17 protein-coding genes are annotated in these 20,644 nt (G+C 29.1%); 9 read left to right on the top strand and 8 right to left on the bottom strand.

All coding sequences use genetic code 11. The features are described from left to right. Window positions 1-480: extracellular solute-binding protein (locus ACRC8M_RS06820; protein WP_438528448.1), on the bottom strand; the 480-nt coding region annotated here is incomplete at its 3' end. A gap of 280 nt (window positions 481-760) precedes the next feature. On the opposite strand from ACRC8M_RS06820, the gene ACRC8M_RS06825 reads away from it, so the two are divergent. The 9 genes from ACRC8M_RS06825 to ACRC8M_RS06865 all read left to right on the top strand — a co-directional run bounded on the left by ACRC8M_RS06825 (window position 761) and on the right by ACRC8M_RS06865 (window position 13,803). Further along, entirely contained in the window at window positions 761-1,135 is a 375-nt protein-coding gene (locus ACRC8M_RS06825; protein WP_438528449.1) for a GNAT family N-acetyltransferase, read from the top strand. An 80-nt stretch (window positions 1,136-1,215) separates the two neighbouring features. Beyond that, complete coding sequence (locus ACRC8M_RS06830; protein ID WP_438528450.1) at window positions 1,216-1,527, top strand: hypothetical protein; 312 nt, start codon at window positions 1,216-1,218, stop codon at window positions 1,525-1,527. Window positions 1,528-1,645: 118 nt separating this feature from the next. Beyond that, window positions 1,646-2,230 (top strand): hypothetical protein, encoded by a 585-nt coding sequence (locus tag ACRC8M_RS06835; RefSeq protein ID WP_438528451.1) that lies wholly within the window; start codon window positions 1,646-1,648, stop codon window positions 2,228-2,230. Between the two features lie 585 nt (window positions 2,231-2,815). Continuing rightward, entirely contained in the window at window positions 2,816-6,028 is a 3,213-nt protein-coding gene (locus ACRC8M_RS06840; RefSeq protein ID WP_438528453.1) for a helicase-related protein, read from the top strand. Window positions 6,029-6,042: 14 nt separating this feature from the next. Then, window positions 6,043-6,729 (top strand): DUF4391 domain-containing protein, encoded by a 687-nt coding sequence (locus ACRC8M_RS06845; protein ID WP_438528454.1) that lies wholly within the window; start codon window positions 6,043-6,045, stop codon window positions 6,727-6,729. A 172-nt stretch (window positions 6,730-6,901) separates the two neighbouring features. Then, window positions 6,902-7,915, top strand: coding sequence for an Abi family protein (locus tag ACRC8M_RS06850; protein ID WP_438528455.1), 1,014 nt, complete (start codon window positions 6,902-6,904; stop codon window positions 7,913-7,915). Then, window positions 7,916-9,799, top strand: a complete 1,884-nt coding sequence (locus ACRC8M_RS06855) for a site-specific DNA-methyltransferase (protein WP_438528456.1) — start codon at window positions 7,916-7,918, stop codon at window positions 9,797-9,799. It abuts the gene before it with no gap. Window positions 9,800-9,801: 2 nt separating this feature from the next. After that, window positions 9,802-10,800: a PDDEXK nuclease domain-containing protein gene (locus ACRC8M_RS06860; RefSeq protein ID WP_438528457.1), complete on the top strand. Its 999-nt coding sequence runs from the start codon at window positions 9,802-9,804 to the stop codon at window positions 10,798-10,800. 3 nt (window positions 10,801-10,803) lie between these two features. Then, window positions 10,804-13,803, top strand: coding sequence for a type III restriction-modification system endonuclease (locus ACRC8M_RS06865; protein ID WP_438528458.1), 3,000 nt, complete (start codon window positions 10,804-10,806; stop codon window positions 13,801-13,803). A gap of 190 nt (window positions 13,804-13,993) precedes the next feature. Here the strand turns inward: ACRC8M_RS06865 and ACRC8M_RS06870 are convergent, their stop codons facing one another. The 7 genes from ACRC8M_RS06870 to ACRC8M_RS06900 form a co-directional block, all read right to left on the bottom strand. After that, entirely contained in the window at window positions 13,994-14,641 is a 648-nt protein-coding gene (locus tag ACRC8M_RS06870) for an IS256 family transposase (RefSeq protein WP_438528497.1), read from the bottom strand. 45 nt (window positions 14,642-14,686) lie between these two features. Then, complete coding sequence (locus ACRC8M_RS06875) at window positions 14,687-14,851, bottom strand: hypothetical protein (protein ID WP_438528459.1); 165 nt, start codon at window positions 14,849-14,851, stop codon at window positions 14,687-14,689. Between the two features lie 119 nt (window positions 14,852-14,970). Next, complete coding sequence (locus ACRC8M_RS06880) at window positions 14,971-16,353, bottom strand: short-chain fatty acid transporter (protein WP_438528460.1); 1,383 nt, start codon at window positions 16,351-16,353, stop codon at window positions 14,971-14,973. Window positions 16,354-16,431: 78 nt separating this feature from the next. Continuing rightward, window positions 16,432-17,439: an electron transfer flavoprotein subunit alpha/FixB family protein gene (locus ACRC8M_RS06885; protein WP_438528461.1), complete on the bottom strand. Its 1,008-nt coding sequence runs from the start codon at window positions 17,437-17,439 to the stop codon at window positions 16,432-16,434. Between the two features lie 22 nt (window positions 17,440-17,461). Further along, window positions 17,462-18,247, bottom strand: a complete 786-nt coding sequence (locus ACRC8M_RS06890) for an electron transfer flavoprotein subunit beta/FixA family protein (protein ID WP_438528462.1) — start codon at window positions 18,245-18,247, stop codon at window positions 17,462-17,464. A 19-nt stretch (window positions 18,248-18,266) separates the two neighbouring features. Next, window positions 18,267-19,412 (bottom strand): acyl-CoA dehydrogenase, encoded by a 1,146-nt coding sequence (locus ACRC8M_RS06895; RefSeq protein WP_438528463.1) that lies wholly within the window; start codon window positions 19,410-19,412, stop codon window positions 18,267-18,269. Window positions 19,413-19,432: 20 nt separating this feature from the next. Continuing rightward, window positions 19,433-20,641: an acetyl-CoA C-acetyltransferase gene (locus ACRC8M_RS06900; RefSeq protein WP_438528464.1), complete on the bottom strand. Its 1,209-nt coding sequence runs from the start codon at window positions 20,639-20,641 to the stop codon at window positions 19,433-19,435. Window positions 20,642-20,644 lie beyond the last annotated feature (3 nt).

Here is a 20,644-nt window from a genome sequence, read left to right on the forward strand (position 1 = left end):
TGAAAAACTCCTAGGTTCTTCTAGTCCTAATTTTTTCATTTCAATAGTGTTGACTGAAATAGCTGTCATCCAAGCGTTATTTCCAACCCATTTAGGATTTTTCCCAGTGTTATCTTTAAATTTTGGATTTATTTTTTCAATATCTTTAGGAGAATACTCTTTTAAAAGATTGGCTTCATCTAAAGCTAAAAGACCAGTAGCAGCAGTTCCCCAGATAACATCAGCTTGTGGATTATCTTTTTCAGCTAAAACTCTTGAAACGATAACACCTGTTGATTCTCTAATGATATTAAGTTTTATGTTTGGGTATTGTTTTTTAAAAGATTGAAGATATTCTGGAATTTGCTCATTTTCTAAAGCAGTATAAACTGTAATCTCTTTTGTTATATTATCTTTAGATACAGGTTTTTCAGAAGAACCACAACTAGTTAAAAGTGTTGTCAAAACCAATGAACCTAATATTTTTTTATTAAATATCATAAAATCACCCCGTTTTTAAATTTAATAGTATTATAAAGGATGTGTGTAAAGGTAAAATAAAAAACAGGTAAAAGACAAGTAAAGCCTAAAAATAAAAAAGAATTTTAACTTTTTCCTAGAAAAAAAGTGGAAATAAAGATATAATTTAAATAAAAGATATAAAATTATTTATAGAAAGTACGTCTTTCTATAGATGTTGTAAAAATTTGATAAATCGCTAATTTCTAGTATTGATGAAGAGAGTGAAAAAGTAAAAAAATGTATATTTAGGAGGAAAAAAATGGTAGAGATTAAAGGTTTCAGAGCAGGTGATTTAAATATTCTTTGGAATATAAATAAAAATGCATTTAGAAAAAGTTTAAAAGAGGAAAGTTACGAAGAGTTTAAAAGTATGGTAGAAAACAGTATAGGAAAAGTTATATTTTTAGAAAATGAGATAATAGGAGCTATATTTTTAAAAGAACAAAGTGAAGTTGGAACTTTTAAAGTTGTGAAGCTTTTTATTTGTCCAAAGTATCAAAATAGAGGACTGGGATATTTTATTTTAACTCACTTATCTGAAGAGGATAGTTCTATAAAAAAGTTAGAGTTAGATATAGATGAAAGCAGTTTAAAAGCAAAAAAATTCTGTGAAAAAATGAAAAAAGAGATTTAATAGGTAACACGTTGTGTATTAGGATGTAAAAAAATGCTTTTAAAGATAAAAGTAGAATAAGAATATAAAAGAGGTAAAAAATGAAAGAAAAAATATCTGCTTTAGGGCAGTACATAGTAAAGCAAACAGGAAAGAATTTTAATTTTAAGATGATAAAACCAGATGGTTATTACAAAGGAGTTTTATTTTCTTATGGTGCAGATGATTATTTAGTTTCAAGTGATAGAGTTGAACTTTTAAGTACAATTGAGTTAATCTCTATTAAAACTTCAAAAGATTATCCAGCTAAATTAGTGAGAAGATACACTCATAGTAAGTTTGATAAGATCGGAAGAAAAAAAGAGGATACAATTGTAATAAATGGAGTAAAGTTTTATATTATAAAGTTGTAATTATATTTAGTTGAAAAATATAAAAAAGTTTTAATTTCAATCATTTGTTGTAAATGTTTCTTATACGGGGTATAATATAAGTAAAATCAAAAAATATTTGATTTTTTTGGAGGTAGCAATGAAATCTCACTCAAAATTAAACTGTCCAGAAATTATTTACAATGAATTAGAACATTTTATTCATTCTAAAAGTTATGTTTTTTTAACTCGTAAATTAGATCATAATATTCAAATAAGAAAGTATAATATTAATGATTCTTTTGAAACTGTTGCAAAATACATAGACTTACATGGTGGAAAAACTGTATATGGGGTATCGATTTTAGAGTCAGATATTCTTTTTGAAAAGCAAGCATTTGCTGTATGGGAGTCACCAGAAAAAACTCTTCACCATGTGACAAGAGGTTCAAATATGAAGATTTTGTTTATTCCAAATGAAAATCCATATGTGATTCCAGAAGATTATGTTAGTGATTTTTATAATCTTTTCTCTACAAAGGAGGAAGGGTGTATAGAGGAGTTTATATCTAATAAAAAACGTTTTCAAGAGTTGATGTCAAAAACAACAAGTACTCTTACAGAAAGTGAGATGAATGATATTTGTCGTTATGGAAATTTGTCTGCTCTAGAAAGAATTACTAATAAAAAAATAGAAAAGGATTTTAATTTAAAAGATAGAATCTTGAATAGAGTTAAGAAATAGAGTGGTTGAAGCTCTAAATAAAAAAGTGTAATACAAAAGATAGGAGCACCCTTAAAATCGATTTTGTGCAGTTTAAATTGATTTTCTATGGGTGCTCATAACTTTATAGAGTAGAAATTAGCAAAAAGGTTAAAATTGAAATTAGAGAGTCAAAAAAATGAACTTTTGTTAAAAAAGTAGTAAAACAGCATGTTTTAACTTTAATTTACAGAAAGAGACTTGTAAAATAGGAAGTAATCTATTTTAGGACTTGAATATAGGTACTTTTTAAAAAGAATATATTTCAGAATAAGTGTGAAATATAGTATTTGGAGGGGTATATATCAGTAAAATTCTATAATGATAATACAGATATGAAAGATTTAGATTTAATAAAAGATTTAGAGTTTTGTTGTTATAAAACTTTGGAAAGAATTAGAAGTTTTAGAATAAAGCTATATTTTATATAGAATATGTATCATTAAATCCAGTGAAAACAAGAGTTTTAAAGCTCTTGTTTTTTTGATTTAAAGATGTTTTTGACGTTGTTTTATGGTACAATAATAAATAAAAGTATAAATTTAAATGTTATCAGGGGAGATAATTATGGAATTTTTAGACAATAAAACTCAAGGAAGAGTTATTGATAAATTAAAAGAGGATTTGAGAACAGGAACGAAAGTTTCAATAATATCAGCATATTTTACTATTTATGCTTACGAGTATTTAAGAAAAGAATTACAAAAGATAGATGGTTTAAAATTACTTTTTTCTGAGCCAACTTTTATAAAAGATAAAAAAAATATAAATAGAGAATTTAAATTAAGCGGAAGCTATGAAACAGGATTAGCTGGTGATAGGTATGAAATGAGCCTTAAAAACGAGCTTAAACAATCTGAAATAGCTAAAGAGTGTGCAGATTGGATTAGAAATAAGGTAGAAGTTAGAGCTTATGATGAAGAGTATTCTCTACCACAAAAGATGTATTTGATGGAGAATAAAAAACAGGAAAGCTCTTGTATTTTTGGAAGTTCTGACTTTACTTCTGGAGGACTTGGACTAGTAGCATCGTCTAAACCTGAGATGAATACATATGTTAAAAATAGTATATATACCTCTCAAATGGTTAACCAATTTAATATGTTTTGGAATGACACCTCAAGAGTTAAAGATGTAAAGGAATCATTACTTCAAACTTTAGAAGGAGTTTATAAAGAAAATACTTCAGAATTTATTTATTTTGTTACTCTTTACAATATTTTTAAAGATTACTTAGATAATCTAAGTGAAGAGGATATTGTAAAAAGTAAAACTGGGTTTAAAGAAAGTGTTGTTTGGAATAAACTATATAATTTCCAAAAAGATGGAGTATTAGGAGCAATAGATAAACTAGAAAAATATAACGGTTGTATCTTAGCTGATTCAGTTGGACTTGGTAAAACTTTTGAAGCTCTTGCGGTTATAAAATATTATGAATCCAGAAACAACAGAGTTCTTGTATTATGTCCTAAAAAGCTAAGAGAGAACTGGCTAACATATAAAGGAAATAGAAAAGATAATGTTTTAGAAAAAGATAGACTTAATTATGACGTTTTAAATCATACAGACCTGTCTAGATACTCTGGACATAGTGGAGAAATAAATTTAGAAAAAATTTATTGGGAAAATTATGATTTAATTGTTATAGATGAATCACATAATTTTAGAAATAACAATAATAAAAAAGATGATAAAGAAACAAGATATTCTAGACTTCTTAATCAAATAATAAAAAAAGGTATTAAAACAAAGGTTCTAATGCTATCTGCCACTCCTGTAAATAATAAAATGAATGATTTGAAAAATCAAATCGCCTTTGCTACGGAAGGAGATGATACAGCTTTAAATATTCATGGAATAAAAAGCATAGAACAAACTTTAAGAAAAGCTCAAATGGCTTTTAATAGATGGTCTGATTTGCCTGAAGAGAAGAAAAAACTAGAAACTCTTTTAGAACTTTTAGAGATGGATTACTTTAAGCTTTTAGATATGCTTACTATTGCTAGATCTAGAAAGCACATTCAAAAGTATTATGATACATCAAGTATTGGTAAATTTCCAGAAAGGTTAAAACCTCTTAATATAAAATCAGATATTGATACACTAAATGAATTTATACCTCTTCCTGAGTTAAATAGATTAATTAGAGGTTTAAATTTAGCTATCTATTCTCCAATAAAATATGTTCTTCCTAGTAAACTAGATGAGTATAGCAAAAAATATGATACTAAAACTGGGAAGTCTGTATTTAAGCAAGTGGATAGAGAGGAAAGTTTAGTACATCTTATGAGAATAAATATCTTAAAAAGAATGGAAAGTTCTATTCACTCTTTTGGATTAACAGTTTCAAAACTTCTTCAAAATATAGATTTAGCTTTAAAGAAGCTTGATAATTGTGAAGATATTGTAGAAGACTTTGATATTGAAGAGATTGATATAGATGATAATAGATTAGATGGAGTTTTAATAGGAAGTAAGAAAGTTAAAGTTCTTTTAAAGGATATTGACCAAATTAGATGGAGATCTGAACTAGAAAAAGATAAAGAGATTCTTGAAAGAGTTTTAAAAGAGGCATTTCATATAAAGTATAATAGAGATAAAAAGCTTCAAGAACTTAAAAAGTTAATTGAAAATAAAATTAAGAATCCAATAAATGATGGCAATAAAAAAGTGATTGTATTTACTGCTTTTGCTGATACAGCTAAATATTTATATGAGCATCTTTCTAAATATGCTTTAGAAAATTTTGGTGTCCATTCTGCTCTTGTTGTAGGAAGTGATAATCCTAAAACAACATTAAAAGGTATTAGAAATGAATTTAATACTATCCTAACTAACTTTTCTCCAAAATCTAAAGAGAGAGGAGAATCTAATTTACCAGAGATTGATATTTTAATAGCAACTGATTGTATTTCAGAGGGACAAAACTTACAAGATTGTGATTACTTAGTTAATTATGATATTCACTGGAATCCTGTTCGTATTATTCAAAGGTTTGGAAGAATAGATAGAATTGGATCTAAAAATGATATTATTCAACTTGTTAATTTTTGGCCTAATATGGAGTTAGATGAATATATAAACTTAGAAGCTAGAGTTAGTGGAAGAATGGTAATGCTAGATATGTCTGCTACTGGAGAGGAAAATATAATAACTGACAGTGAGAATATGAATGACTTGGATTATAGAAAGAAGCAGCTACACCAACTTCAAGAGCAAGTTGTTGATTTAGAAGATATAAGTGGTGGAATCTCTATAACCGACTTAACCTTTAATGATTTTAAAATGGATTTGGTTAATTATATGAAAAAACATAAAGAAGTTTTAGAAACTGCTTCAACTGGTATGTATGCAATTGCTAAAAGCAATATAGATGAAGCTGAAAGAGGAGTTATCTTCTGTTTAAAGCAAATTAACCAAGAGATAAAGCCAAGTGAACACAATCCTTTAAATCCATATTTCCTAGTTTATATAAAGGATAATGGAGAGGTTCTTTTAAATTTCATACAGAGTAAAAAAATATTAGATCTTTACAAAAAAGTTTGTAGCGGAGAAAATAAAGTTTATTCTGAATTAATAGCTCAATTTAATACTGAAACTAACGAAGCTAAAGATATGAGAAAATTTACTAATTTTTTAGAAAAAACTGTTGAAAATATAGTTGGAAAAGAAGAGGAAAAAGGATTAGAAAGTTTATTTAGTTTTGGGGAAACTAGCCTAAATAGCTCAATCCAAAACATGGATGATTTTGAGTTAATATCATTTTTAGTTATAAAATAGGAGGGGAGATAGATATGGAGATATTCAATTTTCCTAAAGAATGGAAAGTAGATAAAATTGTACCCAAAGAGATAATCTATAAAGTTGCAGATGCTGATGAAAAATTAAAAAGAATATTTATAGAAAACGTTGAAAGAATTAGACTTCAATATATGTTGAATTATAAAAATACAAATATTGAAAGCTACGTAGACAGTAAAGAGTGTTATGAAGAGATTAACTTTTTGAAAGTTGAACTAAAGGAGAAGGGGAAAGAAAATACGGTTTCAAAGTTACTGCATCAACTTATTCCTAAAGGAACTGTTGTAATCTTAGGGTTGAAAAATGAGATATTGATCTCTTTAGCTAAAAAGGAGATTACAGAGAATACTCTTAAAGTGGAAGAATTACAAAATAGTTTATGGATAAACAGTGATGAAGAGTATTTAAAGGAGCTTCTTTATAAAAATTTTAACTCAACTAATTTAAAGCTATTCTACGAAAGTATAATAGAAAAAATAAAAATATATAATCTATCTAAAAATCTAAAAATAGATTCCAATATAGACACTAGCAACATAGAAAAACTAGAGGCTTTAAATAAAGAGATAGAGGAGTTAAAAGCTCTAAGAGAAAAAGAGATTCAATTGAATAAAATAGCTGAAATACAAACTAAATTAATGGAAAAGATAAAAGAGAGAAAAGATATTTTGAACAACTGATTTGTAATTTTTTAAAATTTGAGATGGGGAATTTGATTGACAAACTTTAATTTTAATGGTATGATTTTATCAAATGATAAATAAGTTAGATCCGTACCCCTATAGCCGTGAGGCATATCGCTTAGAAATAAGTGGTAACATAGGGGTCTTTTTTGTCTTATTAAGGAGGAATATGAGCAATTATACAAAAAATTTTAAAACTTATGAAGAGCAAATAGAGCTTATGAAAGATAGAGGAATAAAATTTAATGTTATTTCAGAGTTAGAAGCTGAAAGAGTAATATCTAATATAAATTACTATAAGTTTAGTGGATACATGAAAGTATTTGAAATATCATCAGATAAATATGATTTACAATTTAGCAAATTTATAGAACTATACGAGTTTGATAGAAAATTTTCTAGAATTGTATTTGAAATGATAGAAAAGATAGAAATTTCTTTTAAAACTAATTTAGCTTACTTTATTTCAGAAAGAACAAAAAAAATAGGACCTTTTGGATATTTAAACACATTAGAATGGAAAGATTATTCTTTTTACAATAAAAAAACTAGAAAAAATGAAATGAAAAAGCCACATGAAATTTTAAAGGATAAGCTGGAATTTAAAAAGAAGATTACAGAATATACAGCTAGAAATACAAGAGGATGCATTGAAAGTTATTTTGATAAATATAAGAAAGAGCATTTTATTCCTCTTTGGATTTTAATTGAAGTTATTGATTTTGGGATGGCTACTAAAATGTACGAGGAAAGTGTGAAAGATATCCAGGATAAAGTTTCAAAAAAGCTAAATATATCAACAAATAAGGATTTAGATTTTTATTTAAAAAGTTTAAAATTGATTAGAAATATAGTTGCACATAATGGAATACTATGGAATTTTAAATTAATTTCTAGATTAAATAAACCACTTATTACACAATATTCAGATATAGATGATAAAAGTATCGTAGCAGTTTTAGTAGTTATTGTAGAGGTTTTAAAGGTGGTTGATTCTAAATATGACTATTCTGAATTAAGAGATTTAATAATCAATTACTTTACTAAAAATCCAGAGTTTCTATACAAGTTTGGAATAAAAAATAAAAAATTAGATACTATAAAAAAATTATTAAAAATAGAAACAAGAAATAAAAATATGGGAATAATCAATAAAAAAATTAATAAAAAGTGGGAGAGATAAATGGAAAAACTAAATGGAACAAGTATGGACATAGTTCAAGATAATATAGAGAAATTAAAACAAATATTTCCTGAAGTATTTTCAGAAAATAAAATAGATTTTGAAACACTACAACAACTTTTAGGAAAAGAGATTGATGTAGAACAAGAAAGGTATTCTTTCAATTGGCATGGAAAATCTAATGCAAGAAGAATAGCACAAGAACAGAGTACAGGAACTCTTTTGCCATCTAAAGAAGATTCTAAAAATTGGTATAATACAAATAATCTGTATATAGAAGGAGATAATCTAGAAGTGTTAAAACTTCTTCAAAAATCATATCATAACAAAGTTAAAATGATATATATAGATCCTCCATATAATACAGGAAAAGATTTTGTATATCCTGATAACTTTAAAGATAATTTAAAGAACTATTTAGAAATAACAGGGCAAACTGGAGAAGAGGGACAAAAGCTAAGTACAAATTCAGACAGCAGTGGAAGATACCACTCTGATTGGCTTAATATGATATATCCAAGGTTAAAGTTAGCTAGAAATTTATTAACAGATGATGGAGTAATATTTATATCTATAGATGATAATGAGGTTACAAATTTAAAAAAAATATGTGATGAAATATTTGGAGAAGAAAATTTCATAGTTGATATAGCTTGGCAAAAGAAATTTGCGAGACAAAATGATGCAACTTACTTTTCAATTATGCATGAAACAATTTTAGTATATTCAAAGCTTAAAAAGAAAACAAAAGATAGTAAAGATGGGTTTGAATTGTATCGTTTAGAAAGAACGGAAGAAGACAATAAAGATTATAAAAATATTGATAATGATCCTAGGGGGCCATGGAGATCAGTTGTATTTTCAACAGCATCTGGAACAGAAAAGTTAAAATATAAGATAACAACGCCTTCAGGAAAAGAAGTTTATCCTCCAAATGGTAGATATTGGGGAACGAATAAAGAAAATTTTAATAAATTGGTATCTGAAAACAGAATTTGGTTCGGAACAAGCGGTGAAAATCCACCAAGGTTAAAAACTTTTTTATCAGAAGTAAATTCAGGAATTGTTCCCAATTCACTATGGTTTTATAATGAAGTAGGGCATAATCAGCAAGCAGCACAAGAGTTGAAAAAACTTTTTGATGGAAATGCATTTTTTGATTATCCAAAACCAATAGATTTATTAAAAAGAATGTTAATTCTGAGTTCAAAAAATAGAGACATTATCTTAGACTTTTTCTCAGGTTCAGCAACAACAGCTCATGCTACTATGCAATTAAATGCAGAGGATGGAGGAAATAGAAAATATATAATGGTACAATTACCTGAGCCTACACCTGAAAATTCAGAAGCAGCAAAAACAGGATTTAAAAACATATGTGAAATAGGAAAAGAGAGAATTAGAAGAGCTGGAGAAAAGATTAAAGCTGATGAAACTTTACCTTTAGAAAATAGAGAAAAATTAGACACAGGATTTAAAGTATTTAAATTAGATACATCTAATATAAAAGAATGGGATTCAGAAACAACAGATTTAAAACAAAGCTTATTTGACTCTATAGACAACATAAAATCTGATAGAACTTCACTAGATGTACTTTATGAAATTCTTTTAAAATATGGATTAGATCTGAATGTTCCAATAGTTGAAAATAAAGACTTTTATTCTATTGGGGGAGGAACTCTTTTGGTTAATTTAAATAAGACAATAACTTTAGATGTAATAGATTCTATTTGTAAAGAGTATAAGATGCTATTGGAAATAGATGAAGACTATAAAACTACAGTAGTATTAAGAGATAGCTCATTCAAGAACGATATTGATAAAACAAACGCTATTCAAAAGCTAAAGCAAGTTGGGATAAAAGAGATTAGGAGTATATAGTTATGGAAATACAAAATAAAACCGAAATTTTTTATGAGAATATTTTAAATATTTTAAAAAATTCTAGAGAAAAGGTATTGAAAACAGTAAATATAACTATGGTAAAAACCTATTTTGAAATAGGAAGGCTAATTTTAGAAGAGGAACAAAAAGGTGAATATCGTGCTACTTATGGTAAAGAACTTTTAAAAACTCTATCTATAAGATTAACAAAAGAGTTTGGAAAAGGATTTTCTGAAACAAATTTGAAGCAGATGAAAACTTTTTATGATGTTTATAAGATTCGTCAGACGCTGTCTGACGAATTCAAACTATCTTGGTCTCATTATCTTATTCTTATGAGAATATCTAATATAGAGGAAAGACAGTTTTATGAAATTGAAGCGTTTAACAGTAATTGGAGCTTAAGAGAACTTAGAAGACAATTAGATTCAGCTCTTTATGAAAGATTAGTTTTAAGTAGAGATAAAGAATCTGTAAAAGAGTTATCGTTAAAAGGTCAAATAATAGAAAAGCCAATAGATGTAATAAAAGACCCATATGTACTAGAATTTTTAGGGCTTCCAGAGAAGCACGAATATTCAGAGCATGATTTAGAATCAGAAATAATTAATAAGCTAGAGATGTTCTTATTAGAATTAGGAAAAGGATTCACTTTTGTAGGAAGACAGGTTAGGTTTACTTTTGATGAAAAACATTTTAGAGTAGATCTAGTTTTTTATAATAGATTATTGAGATGCTTTGTTCTTATCGATTTAAAAATAGGGGAAGTAACTCATCAAGATTTAGGTCAAATGCAGATGTATGTTAACTATTATGACAGATTTATTAAATTACTAGAAGAAAATAAAACTATTGGAATAATAATATGTCGTGAAAAAAATGATACATTGGTAGAGATAACACTGCCAGAAAATAATGAGCAAATCTTTGCAAGTAGATATGAAACAATTCTTCCTTCAAAAGAGGATATAAAAAAATTAATTATGGAGGAGGAGTAATAGTTGAAAATAAAATTTGAAGATGATTTAGGTTATCAGTTAGAAGCCATAGAATCTATAACAGATATATTTAATGGACAAGAAAGTAATAAAACTATATTCACTGTTGAAAAAACAGTGGGTTCTCAAATAAAACTAGGAACTGTTGAAAATGAACTTGGTATAGGAAATAGTCTTTTATTATTTCCTGAAGAGATCTTAAAAAACTTAAATGAAATACAAGTTAAAAATGGATTACCACAGACAAAAAAAATAAAAAAAGATGATTATCATTTTTCAGTAGAGATGGAAACTGGTACAGGAAAAACATATGTTTATTTGAGAACTATAATGGAACTGAATAAGCAATATAATTTTACTAAATTCATAATAGTTGTACCATCAATAGCAATTAAAGAGGGAGTTTATAAAACTTTAGAGATAACTAAAGATCACTTTAAAGGATTGTATGATAATGTACCTTATGATTACTTTATATATGATTCTAAAAAAATAGATATGATAAGAAATTTTGCTGTTAATGATACTATTCAAATTATGGTTATTACTATAGATGCCTTTAATAAGGATACTAATATAATTAAACAGGAAAGAGACCAAGCTAATGGATATAGACCAATAGATTATATCCAACAATGTCATCCGATTGTAATAATAGATGAACCTCAAAATATGGAAAGCGACAAAGCCAAAGAAGCAATAAAGGATCTTAATCCAATTTGTACATTAAGATACTCTGCAACTCATAAAGAAAAATATAACCCTGTATTTAAGCTAGATTCAATAGATGCTTATGATAAACAACTTGTTAAGCAAATTGAAGTAGCAACAGTTGGAGTTACTCATAGTGCTAACACTGAATATATTAAGGTAACAGATATAAAAGCAACAAAAACAGGAATAACTGCTAAGTTAGAATTGGATGTTAAAAGTGGTGCCAAAGTTACTAGAAAAGAGGTAACTGTAAAAAAAGGAGACCACTTAAATGAAAAAGCAAAGAGGGATATTTATGACGGTTATACAGTTAATGAAATAACTGTAAATGAGGAAGATTCTAGTAAATCATTTATTGATTTAGGAAAAGTTAGACTTACTTTAGGACAACTTAATGGTGGAGAAAATCCAGATACTATAAAAAGATTACAAATTAGAAAAACTATAAAAGAGCATCTTGATAAACAAAAAAGATTAAAAACTCAAGGGATAAAAGTTTTGTCACTGTTTTTTATTGATAAAGTTGCTAACTATAGAATCTATGATCCTGAAACTGGAGAACCTAAAAAAGGAAAATATGCAATTATGTTTGAAGAAGAGTATTATGAGCTTATTCAACGTCCTGAATATCACGATTTAGGAACTCTTTCAGTGCCTTTAGAAAAAAGATCTCAAGTAGTGCATGATGGATATTTTTCTATGGATAAAAAGAAAAGTAAAAGTGGTAAAGAATACTTTGAAGAAAAAGATACAAAAGGAAATACTAATGCAGATAACGATACATTTAATAAAATTATGAGGGATAAAGAAAGATTATTAAGTTTTGATGAACCACTATCGTTTATCTTCTCTCACTCTGCTCTTAAAGAGGGATGGGACAATCCAAATGTTTTCCAAATTTGTACTTTAAATGAAACTACATCTGAAATAAAAAAGAGACAAGAGATTGGAAGAGGACTTAGAATAGCTGTTAATCAGCATGGTGAAAGAGTTCGTGGGTTTGAAGTTAATACTTTAACAGTAATGGCAAATGAATCTTATGAACAGTTTGTTGAGAATCTACAGAAAGAGATGGAGAAAGAGGAAAATATTAAATTTGGAGTTGTTGAAAGTCATATCTTTGCTAATATTATAGTTGATATAAAGCATGGAAAAGAGATTTATTTAGGACATGAAAAGTCTGAAGAGATATTTAACTATCTTATTGCTGAAAGTTATATAGATTTAAAAGGAAAAGTTCAAGATAAATTAAAAATAGATTTAAAAGATAATAGAGTTACTTTACCAGAAGAGTTTAAGACTTTTGAAACTGCAATTATTAAAAAACTAAAATCTACTGCTGGAAAACTTATTATTAAAAATGCAGATGATAAAAAGAAAGTTTGTATTAATAAAGGAGTTTTATTAAGTCCTGAATTTAAAGAGTTATGGGATAAAGTAAAATACAAAACAACTTACGAAGTTAATTTTGATGAAAAAAAATTAATTGAAAAATGTGTTGAAGCTATTGATAATACAGTATATATACCATCAGAAAAGTTTTTATTTGAAAAGAAGAGACTTCAAATAACTCAAGGTGGAATAGAAGAGGGAATGATTATATCAGAGCATGAAGATATAAAGATTTATAATAGATATAAGCTTCCTGATATTGTAAGTTATTTACAAAATGAAACTAATTTAACTAGAAGAAGTATTGTTGATATACTTACAAAAACATCTACTTTAAATAGCTTCAAAAAAGATCCTCAGATGTACTTAGAACAAGTTACGGATATTATAAAAAGAACCATGAGAACATTTATAGTTGATGGAATAAAATATCAAAAAATTGGTGATAGTGAGTATTATTCTCAGGAGTTATTTGAAACAGAAGATTTATTTGGTTATTTAAAAACAGAGATGAATAAAAATGGAAATATGATTGAGAGTTCAAAATCTCCATACTCTCATGTTGTTATAGATTCTGATATCGAGGGATCTTTTGCTAACGATTTGGAAAAGAGTAGTAATGTAATAAAATATGCTAAACTTCCTGATTGGTTTAAAATAGCAACGCCTTTAGGAAATTATAATCCAGACTGGGCTGTTTTAGTTAAACCTAATCTTGATAAAAATGAAGAGAAACTATATTTTATAGTTGAAACAAAAGGTTCTTTATTTGAAGAGGATAGAAGAGAAACAGAAAATTTAAAAATAAAATGTGGTAAAGAACACTTTAAAGCTGTGAATACAGGAGTTGGATTTAAGGTAGCTAGTAGCTTTGAGAATTTTTTTGATAAAATTTAAAATTAAGAGGTGACTTAAAATGATTTTATTTGAGGCTTCTTCAAATTTTGTGTAAACTCTAAAAAATTTAGAGTAATATTTTATATTTTTTAGGGATGATTTTTTTTTAAGTTATCCCTTTTTAAATATCCATTTTTATATATTTTAGAGAAATCTTAATAAAGTGGAAGAATAATCCACTTTATTAATTTTATACTTTCATACACTTAAATTTAAATTCTTCCTTCAAAATATATTTGAAGCTGCGATATAATTTGACCCCAATCTCTTTGACGACTTGTCCATTTCTTTGTAATGTCTTGTTTTTCCAAGATATTGCAATCTTAGGATATTTTTTACCCCATTTTTCGTCGAATAACTCTAAGTTTAATAGCGCACTCTCTTCTGTAGTTACTTTATATACTAGCTTTAAATCAGCGATTAAAACTTTTATATCTTTATATGACACAAATTGAGTAGAGCTCCTTATTTGATGAATTATACACTGTTGGATTTGAGTTTGAGGATAGACAGCTTCTATAGCATTAGAAAATCCTGTAAGTCCATCAACACAAGCGATTAATATATCTTCAACTCCTCTAGATTTAAGTTCATTCAGTTTACTAAGCCAAAACTTTGCAGATTCATTTTCTCCAGAAGAACTAATCCCAATAGCAATGTATACAGCTTTTTTTACAATTTGTCCTTCACTTCTTACGTGATAATGAATAGCATCCATAAAAACAATAGGATAAATAGCTTCTAAAGGTCGAGTTTGCCATTCTTTAACAAGAGGAAGAATCTTTGTAATTCTAGTAATAGAGCTATCAGAAACCTGATAACCGTAAATTTCTTTAATATGAGATAGTCATGCCTTTAGCATACATAGAAATTATTTTAGGTTCTAAGTCTTGTCCAATTGTATTTGGTAAAACTCTTCTATCATAATTTTCATCATATCTTTAAAAAAAGTATTAAGATCATCAGGACTAGAAATAGGATTTTGTTTCAAAAATTCTCTCACTTTAATTCTTTTTTGCTTTTCTTCTTCAGACATATTTCTTCTCATAAAAAAACCTCCAAGTTAGATAATTTAATATTACCCCAACTTGAAGGTTTACACAAATATTTAATTAGACCCCCTCTTCCTTATTTTAGGGAGAGGTTTTCTTAGGATTATCCGAGAGTTTACAGGAAAGTTAATCCTAACATAATGACAATACCAGAATAGATTGTAATAATTACTCCATATCCCATAATATCTTTTGCTCCTAGCTTGGCGATACCTAAAGCAGGTAAAGCCCAGAATGGTTGAATCATATTAGTCCAAGCATCTCCCCAAGCAATAGCCATACCAGTTTTTGCTGTTGAAACACCAAGTTCTATACTTGCTGGCATCATGATAGGAGCTTGAACAGCCCATTGTCCACCACCAGATGGAACAAAGAAATTAACAATTCCAGCACTTAAGAAAGTTAAACTTGGAAATGAAAGAGCTGTGGATGAACTAATAAAACTTTGTGATATGATCCCTGCTAAAGAAGCACCATCACTATTTTGTCCAACCATCATCCCCATTATACCAGCATAAAAAGGAAATTGTAAAATAATTCCTGCGGCTCCTCTACAAGCGTTCCCAAAAGCTAAAAGTAGATTTTTAGGAGTTTTATGAGCAACTATAGCAGTAACTAAGAAAATCATATTTACAATATTAAGATTTAAATCAAACCCCTTTTGAAAAAAATACCCAATTATATATGTATATCCAAGAATACCAATTAAAATATTTACAACAGGACTATTTTCAATTTTATCAGCGGGAGTCATTTCAGTTTTATCAAAAGTTACAGGTTGAATATCATCTTCTAAAAGTGATACATCAACTTGAAAAACATCCTCTTTATTTTTAGGGTGCATAGCTGCATTTAGTAGAGGAAGCGTAAATAGTAAAACAAGAAGAATGATTAAATTATATGATGAAAATAGAGTTTGTGATGTACTAATTCCTTTATCTAAAGCACCAGCAGTAGCTTTTGAAAGGTTTCCAGAAGCTAAAGTAAGAGGAATAGAACCAGAGATTCCTCCATGCCATAACAAGAAACCAGAGTAAGCAGAGGCAATAAGAAGACGATAGTCAACACCTTTGATTTTCTTTGCAATCTCTTTGGCATAGATTGCTCCAATAACAAGTCCGAATCCCCAGTTTAAAATACAAGCTACTCCAGATACAAAAGTGACGTAGATAATAGCTTGAATAGGAGATTTTGGTAGATTAGAAAGTTTATCTAAAATTCTTTTGAAAAAAGGAGCAGTTGCTAAAGTATGTCCCGTTACAAGAACCATTACCATTTGCATAGAAAAAGCTAAAAGAGACCAAACACCATTACCCCAGTGCATAGCTATTTGAAAAGGGGATTGCTTAGTCATTATAGTTGCAGCAATAAAAACGATAAAAGTAAGAATTGTTGCAAAAAGAAAAGCATCAGGAAGATACTTTTGCATTACAGTAACACAAAGTTGAGTGAATTTTTCAAAAAGATTAAACTGTTTATTTTTAACTGTATTATCCAATTTTCATACCCCCATATCTTATTTAAAAAAGCAAAGGATATTTTTTATCCTTTGCTTTAAAGTGGTAACTTTTAAGGTTTATTTTTCAGCTTTTGCTTTTCTAATCTCTTCAACTAAATAAGTAGCTGTTTTCCCTAAATCAGTCACTAATCCTAAATCTGCTACTCCAAAAATAGGTGCCGCTTTATCTTTATTTATAGCTATTATGTACTCTGATTCTTCCATCCCAGCTAAGTGTTGTATAGCTCCAGAGATTCCAAATGCAAAGTATATATCTGGTCTAACTGTTTTTCCTGTTTGTCCAACTTGTCTGTCATGACTTACTACTCCAGCATCAACTAATGCTCTAGAAGCTGCAGCTACTCCACCAAGTTCATTTGCAAGAAGCTCTAAGCTATCAAATCCACCTTGAGCTCCAACTCCTCTTCCACCTGAAACTAGTATTTTAGCTTCTGTAATATCCACTTTTGCTTTTGCTTCTTTTATTATATTTAAAATTTTTACTTTCATTTTTGAGTTGTCAAAACTAACTTTAAAATCTGTAATTTTTCCATCTCTATTCTCATCTTTTGGTAATCTTGTCATAACTCCAGGTCTAACTGTTGACATTTGAGGTCTGTGATCAGGACAGATAATAGTAGCCATTAAGTTTCCACCAAAAGCTGGTCTTGTCATTAAAAACTCTCTATTCTCTCCAATCTCTAACATAGTACAGTCAGCTGTAAGTCCTGTTTCGATTCTAGATGAGATTCTAGGTCCTAAATCTCTTCCAAGTGTAGTAGCACCAATTAGTACAATCTCAGGTTTTCTATCTTTAATAACAGCTGAGAATGCTTGTGTGTAAGCTTCAGTGTCATAGATTGCTAACTCTTTTGAGTCGATAACAATAACTTCATCAGCACCATAAGCAACTAGTTCTTTAGCTAAATTTTGAATATTATACCCCAATAGAACTGCAGTAACCTTTTCATCAAGAGATTTAGCTAACTCTTTTCCCTTACCGATTAACTCTAATCCAACATTTTGTAGTACTCCCTCTCTTTGCTCAGCAAAAACAAGGATTCCTCTATATTCATTTAAATTCATGACATTCTCCTTCTTTAAAATTTTAGATTATAAATTTTTCCTTTAATTTCTCAACAATGATTTTTGCTGCTTCTTGAGGGGCAACTTCATAAAGTTGTCCAGTTGCTTTAACACCTTTAGTGAATGATTTTTTAACTTTTGTTGGAGAACCTTTAAGTCCTAACTTTTCTTCATCTATATCGGATAATCTGTCTACTCCCCAAACTTCAACCTCTTTATTGAAAGCCTCCACAATATTTTTAACGTTCATATATCTAGGTTTATTTGCTTCAGCTAAAATTGTCATTAAACAAGGTGTTTGAACTTGAAGTAACATATATCCCTCTTCAGTAGCTCTTTTTACTTCAAATGTATCTTTTCCATCAAATTTAATATCGTTTACATATGTAATTTGTGGAAGATTTAAAAACTCAGCAATCTGTGGACCAACTTGTGCAGTATCTCCATCAATAGCTTGTCTTCCTGCAATAATAAGGTCATAATCTAACTCTTTTAAAGCCGCTGATATGGCGTGAGATGTAGCTAAGGTATCAGCTCCAGCAAATTTTCTATCAGTTAAAAGTATTGCTCTATCTACTCCCATAGCAATAGCTTCTCTTAAAGCTGAATCAGCTTGCGGAGGTCCCATTGTTATAGCAGTGATGTGTGCTCCAAATTTATCTTTTAATCTTAATGCTTCTTCTAATCCACCTTTATCATCTGGATTTATGATACTAGGTACTCCATCTCTAATAAGAGTTCCTTTAACAGGATCTAATCTAATCTCTGTAGTATCAGGTACTTGTTTTATACATACAACTATTTTCATTATGTTTAATCCTCCTAATTTACTTTAGTAATGATCCTGCAATAACCATTCTTTGAACTTCTGATGTTCCCTCATAAATCTCAGTAATTTTAGCATCTCTCATCATTCTTTCGATAGGATATTCTCTTGTATATCCGTATCCTCCATGAAGTTGAACGGCTTTTGTAGTTACATCCATTGCGATTTCAGCAGCAAATAGTTTTGCTGTAGCAGCATCAAGAGAGTAGTTCTCTTTTCTAGATTTTTTCCAAGCAGCTTTGTAAACTAGGTTTTTAGATGCTTCAACTTTTACATACATATTAGCAATCTGGAACTGTGTATTTTGGAACTGAGCTAAAGATCTACCAAACTGCTTTCTCTCTTTTACATACTTAATAGTTTCATCTAAGGCTCCACCAGCAATTCCAAGAGCTTGAGCAGCAATTCCAATTCTTCCTCCATCAAGAGTCATCATTGCAATTTTAAATCCTCTTCCTAAAGCCCCAATTAAGTTTTCTTTTGGAATTCTACAATCTTCAAATATTAACTCACAAGTAGCAGAACCTTTAATTCCAAGTTTTTTCTCTTTTTTACCTACAGAGAATCCAGGAGTATCAGCCTCAACTATGAAAGTAGAGATACCTTTTAAACCAGCTGATTTATCAGTCATAGCAAATATAATATAAACGTGGGCATATCCAGCATTAGTTATAAATATTTTAGAACCGTTTAATACCCATTCATTAGTTTTTTCATCAAACCAAGCAGTAGTTTGTTGTCCAGCAGCGTCAGTACCAGCATTTGGCTCAGTTAAACCAAAAGCACCAATCCATTCTCCAGAAGCCATTTTAGGAAGATATTTTTGTTTTTGCTCCTCAGTTCCAAACTCTAAAATAGGAGCAACTCCTAAAGATGTATGAGCAGAAAGGATAACACCAGTAGTACCACAAACTTTTGAAAGTTCTTCAACAGCCATAGTATACATAATTTGATCTCCACCAGCACCGCCATATTGAGTAGGAATAACAATTCCCATAAGACCAGTTTTACTCATTTTTTCAACAGTTTCAACAGGGAATCTCTCTTCCTCATCAATTTCAGCAGCAAGGGGTTTAACTTCATTTTCAGCAAAAGTTGTAATCATTTGCTTAAAAAGTTCTTGCGATTTAGTTAATGTAAAATCCATTTATTTCCTCCTAATATATTTTATTGAACATTTTTTACAATTATTGCAGTACCCATTCCTCCACCAATGCAAAGACTAGCTAGCCCATATTGTGAATCTCTTTTTTTCATTTCATGTACAAGTGTTGTAAGTATTCTAGCTCCACTAGCTCCAACTGGATGTCCTAAAGCAATTGCTCCACCATTGACATTTGTTTTATCTTTAAACCAAACAGGATCTATTGAATACATCTCACAAAGTTCTTTCATAACACCAAGAGATTGAACAGCAAAAGCTTCATTAAGTTCTAAGATATCCATATCTTGTAATTTCATTCCAGTTTTATCTAAAACATTTTTTATAGCAGGAACAGGCCCAAGTCCCATAATTAAAGGGTCAACTCCCCCTTGTCCAACTCCAACAATTTCAACTAAAGGAGTTAAGTCGTATTTTTTAATAGCCGATTCAGAAGCGATAAGTAAAACTGCAGCTCCATCATTTATACCAGAAGCATTCCCAGCTGTAACAGAACCATCTTTTTTAAATGCAGGTCTAAGTTGTGAAAGTTTTTCAAAAGATGTTTTTCTATTTGGATATTCATCTGTATCAACAACTACTGTTTCTTTTCTATCTTTTACTTCAATAGGAACAATCTCATCTTTGAAACGTCCATTATCAATAGCAGCAATAGCTTTTTGCTGAGATTCAATGGAGAATTGGTCTTGTTCCTCTCTAGAGATATTGTGCTTTTCGGCAATGTTTTCAGCAGTTATTCCCATGTGAACTCCGTGGAAAGCATCAGTTAAAGCATCTAAAATCATATGGTCTTTAGCTAGAGAGTCCCCCATTTTAACTCCACTTCTAATGCCGTGGTTAAGAAGATGTGGAGCTTGAGACATGGATTCAGTTCCACCAGCTAAGATAAGAGAAGCCTCACCAGATTTTATAATTTGATAAGCTGACATCACAGCTTTCATTCCACTACCACAGATAATATTCAAAGAATAAGCTGGAACTGAGTAAGGAACTCCTCCTCTAATAGCAGATTGTCTTCCTACCCCTTGAGAGTGTCCAGCAGATAAAACATTTCCAATAATAACTTCATCCAAGTTATTAGGATCAACTTTAGTTTCTTCAAGAATATTTTTTATAACCTCTCCAGCTAAGTGACTTGGAGATACTTTATTTAAAGAACCTAAAAAAGATCCAATAGGTGTTCTCTTTGCAGCTACAATATAGATTTTTTCCATTTA

This window comes from Cetobacterium sp. (genome assembly GCF_051653945.1).
In the GTDB taxonomy this organism is placed as follows: Bacteria; Fusobacteriota; Fusobacteriia; order Fusobacteriales; family Fusobacteriaceae; genus Cetobacterium_A.

What these genes read in the sequence shown, in the direction of transcription:
- ACRC8M_RS06825 (WP_438528449.1), top strand. Translation starts at nt 761, where the DNA reads ATGGTAGAGATTAAAGGTTTCAGAGCAGGTGATTTAAATATTCTTTGG.
- ACRC8M_RS06830 (WP_438528450.1), top strand. Translation starts at nt 1,216, where the DNA reads ATGAAAGAAAAAATATCTGCTTTAGGGCAGTACATAGTAAAGCAAACA.
- ACRC8M_RS06835 (WP_438528451.1), top strand. Translation starts at nt 1,646, where the DNA reads ATGAAATCTCACTCAAAATTAAACTGTCCAGAAATTATTTACAATGAA.
- ACRC8M_RS06840 (WP_438528453.1), top strand. Translation starts at nt 2,816, where the DNA reads ATGGAATTTTTAGACAATAAAACTCAAGGAAGAGTTATTGATAAATTA.
- ACRC8M_RS06845 (WP_438528454.1), top strand. Translation starts at nt 6,043, where the DNA reads ATGGAGATATTCAATTTTCCTAAAGAATGGAAAGTAGATAAAATTGTA.
- ACRC8M_RS06850 (WP_438528455.1), top strand. Translation starts at nt 6,902, where the DNA reads ATGAGCAATTATACAAAAAATTTTAAAACTTATGAAGAGCAAATAGAG.
- ACRC8M_RS06855 (WP_438528456.1), top strand. Translation starts at nt 7,916, where the DNA reads ATGGAAAAACTAAATGGAACAAGTATGGACATAGTTCAAGATAATATA.
- ACRC8M_RS06860 (WP_438528457.1), top strand. Translation starts at nt 9,802, where the DNA reads ATGGAAATACAAAATAAAACCGAAATTTTTTATGAGAATATTTTAAAT.
- ACRC8M_RS06875 (WP_438528459.1), bottom strand. Translation starts at nt 14,851, where the DNA reads ATGAGAAGAAATATGTCTGAAGAAGAAAAGCAAAAAAGAATTAAAGTG.
- ACRC8M_RS06885 (WP_438528461.1), bottom strand. Translation starts at nt 17,439, where the DNA reads ATGAATTTAAATGAATATAGAGGAATCCTTGTTTTTGCTGAGCAAAGA.
- ACRC8M_RS06890 (WP_438528462.1), bottom strand. Translation starts at nt 18,247, where the DNA reads ATGAAAATAGTTGTATGTATAAAACAAGTACCTGATACTACAGAGATT.
- ACRC8M_RS06895 (WP_438528463.1), bottom strand. Translation starts at nt 19,412, where the DNA reads ATGGATTTTACATTAACTAAATCGCAAGAACTTTTTAAGCAAATGATT.
- ACRC8M_RS06900 (WP_438528464.1), bottom strand. Translation starts at nt 20,641, where the DNA reads ATGGAAAAAATCTATATTGTAGCTGCAAAGAGAACACCTATTGGATCT.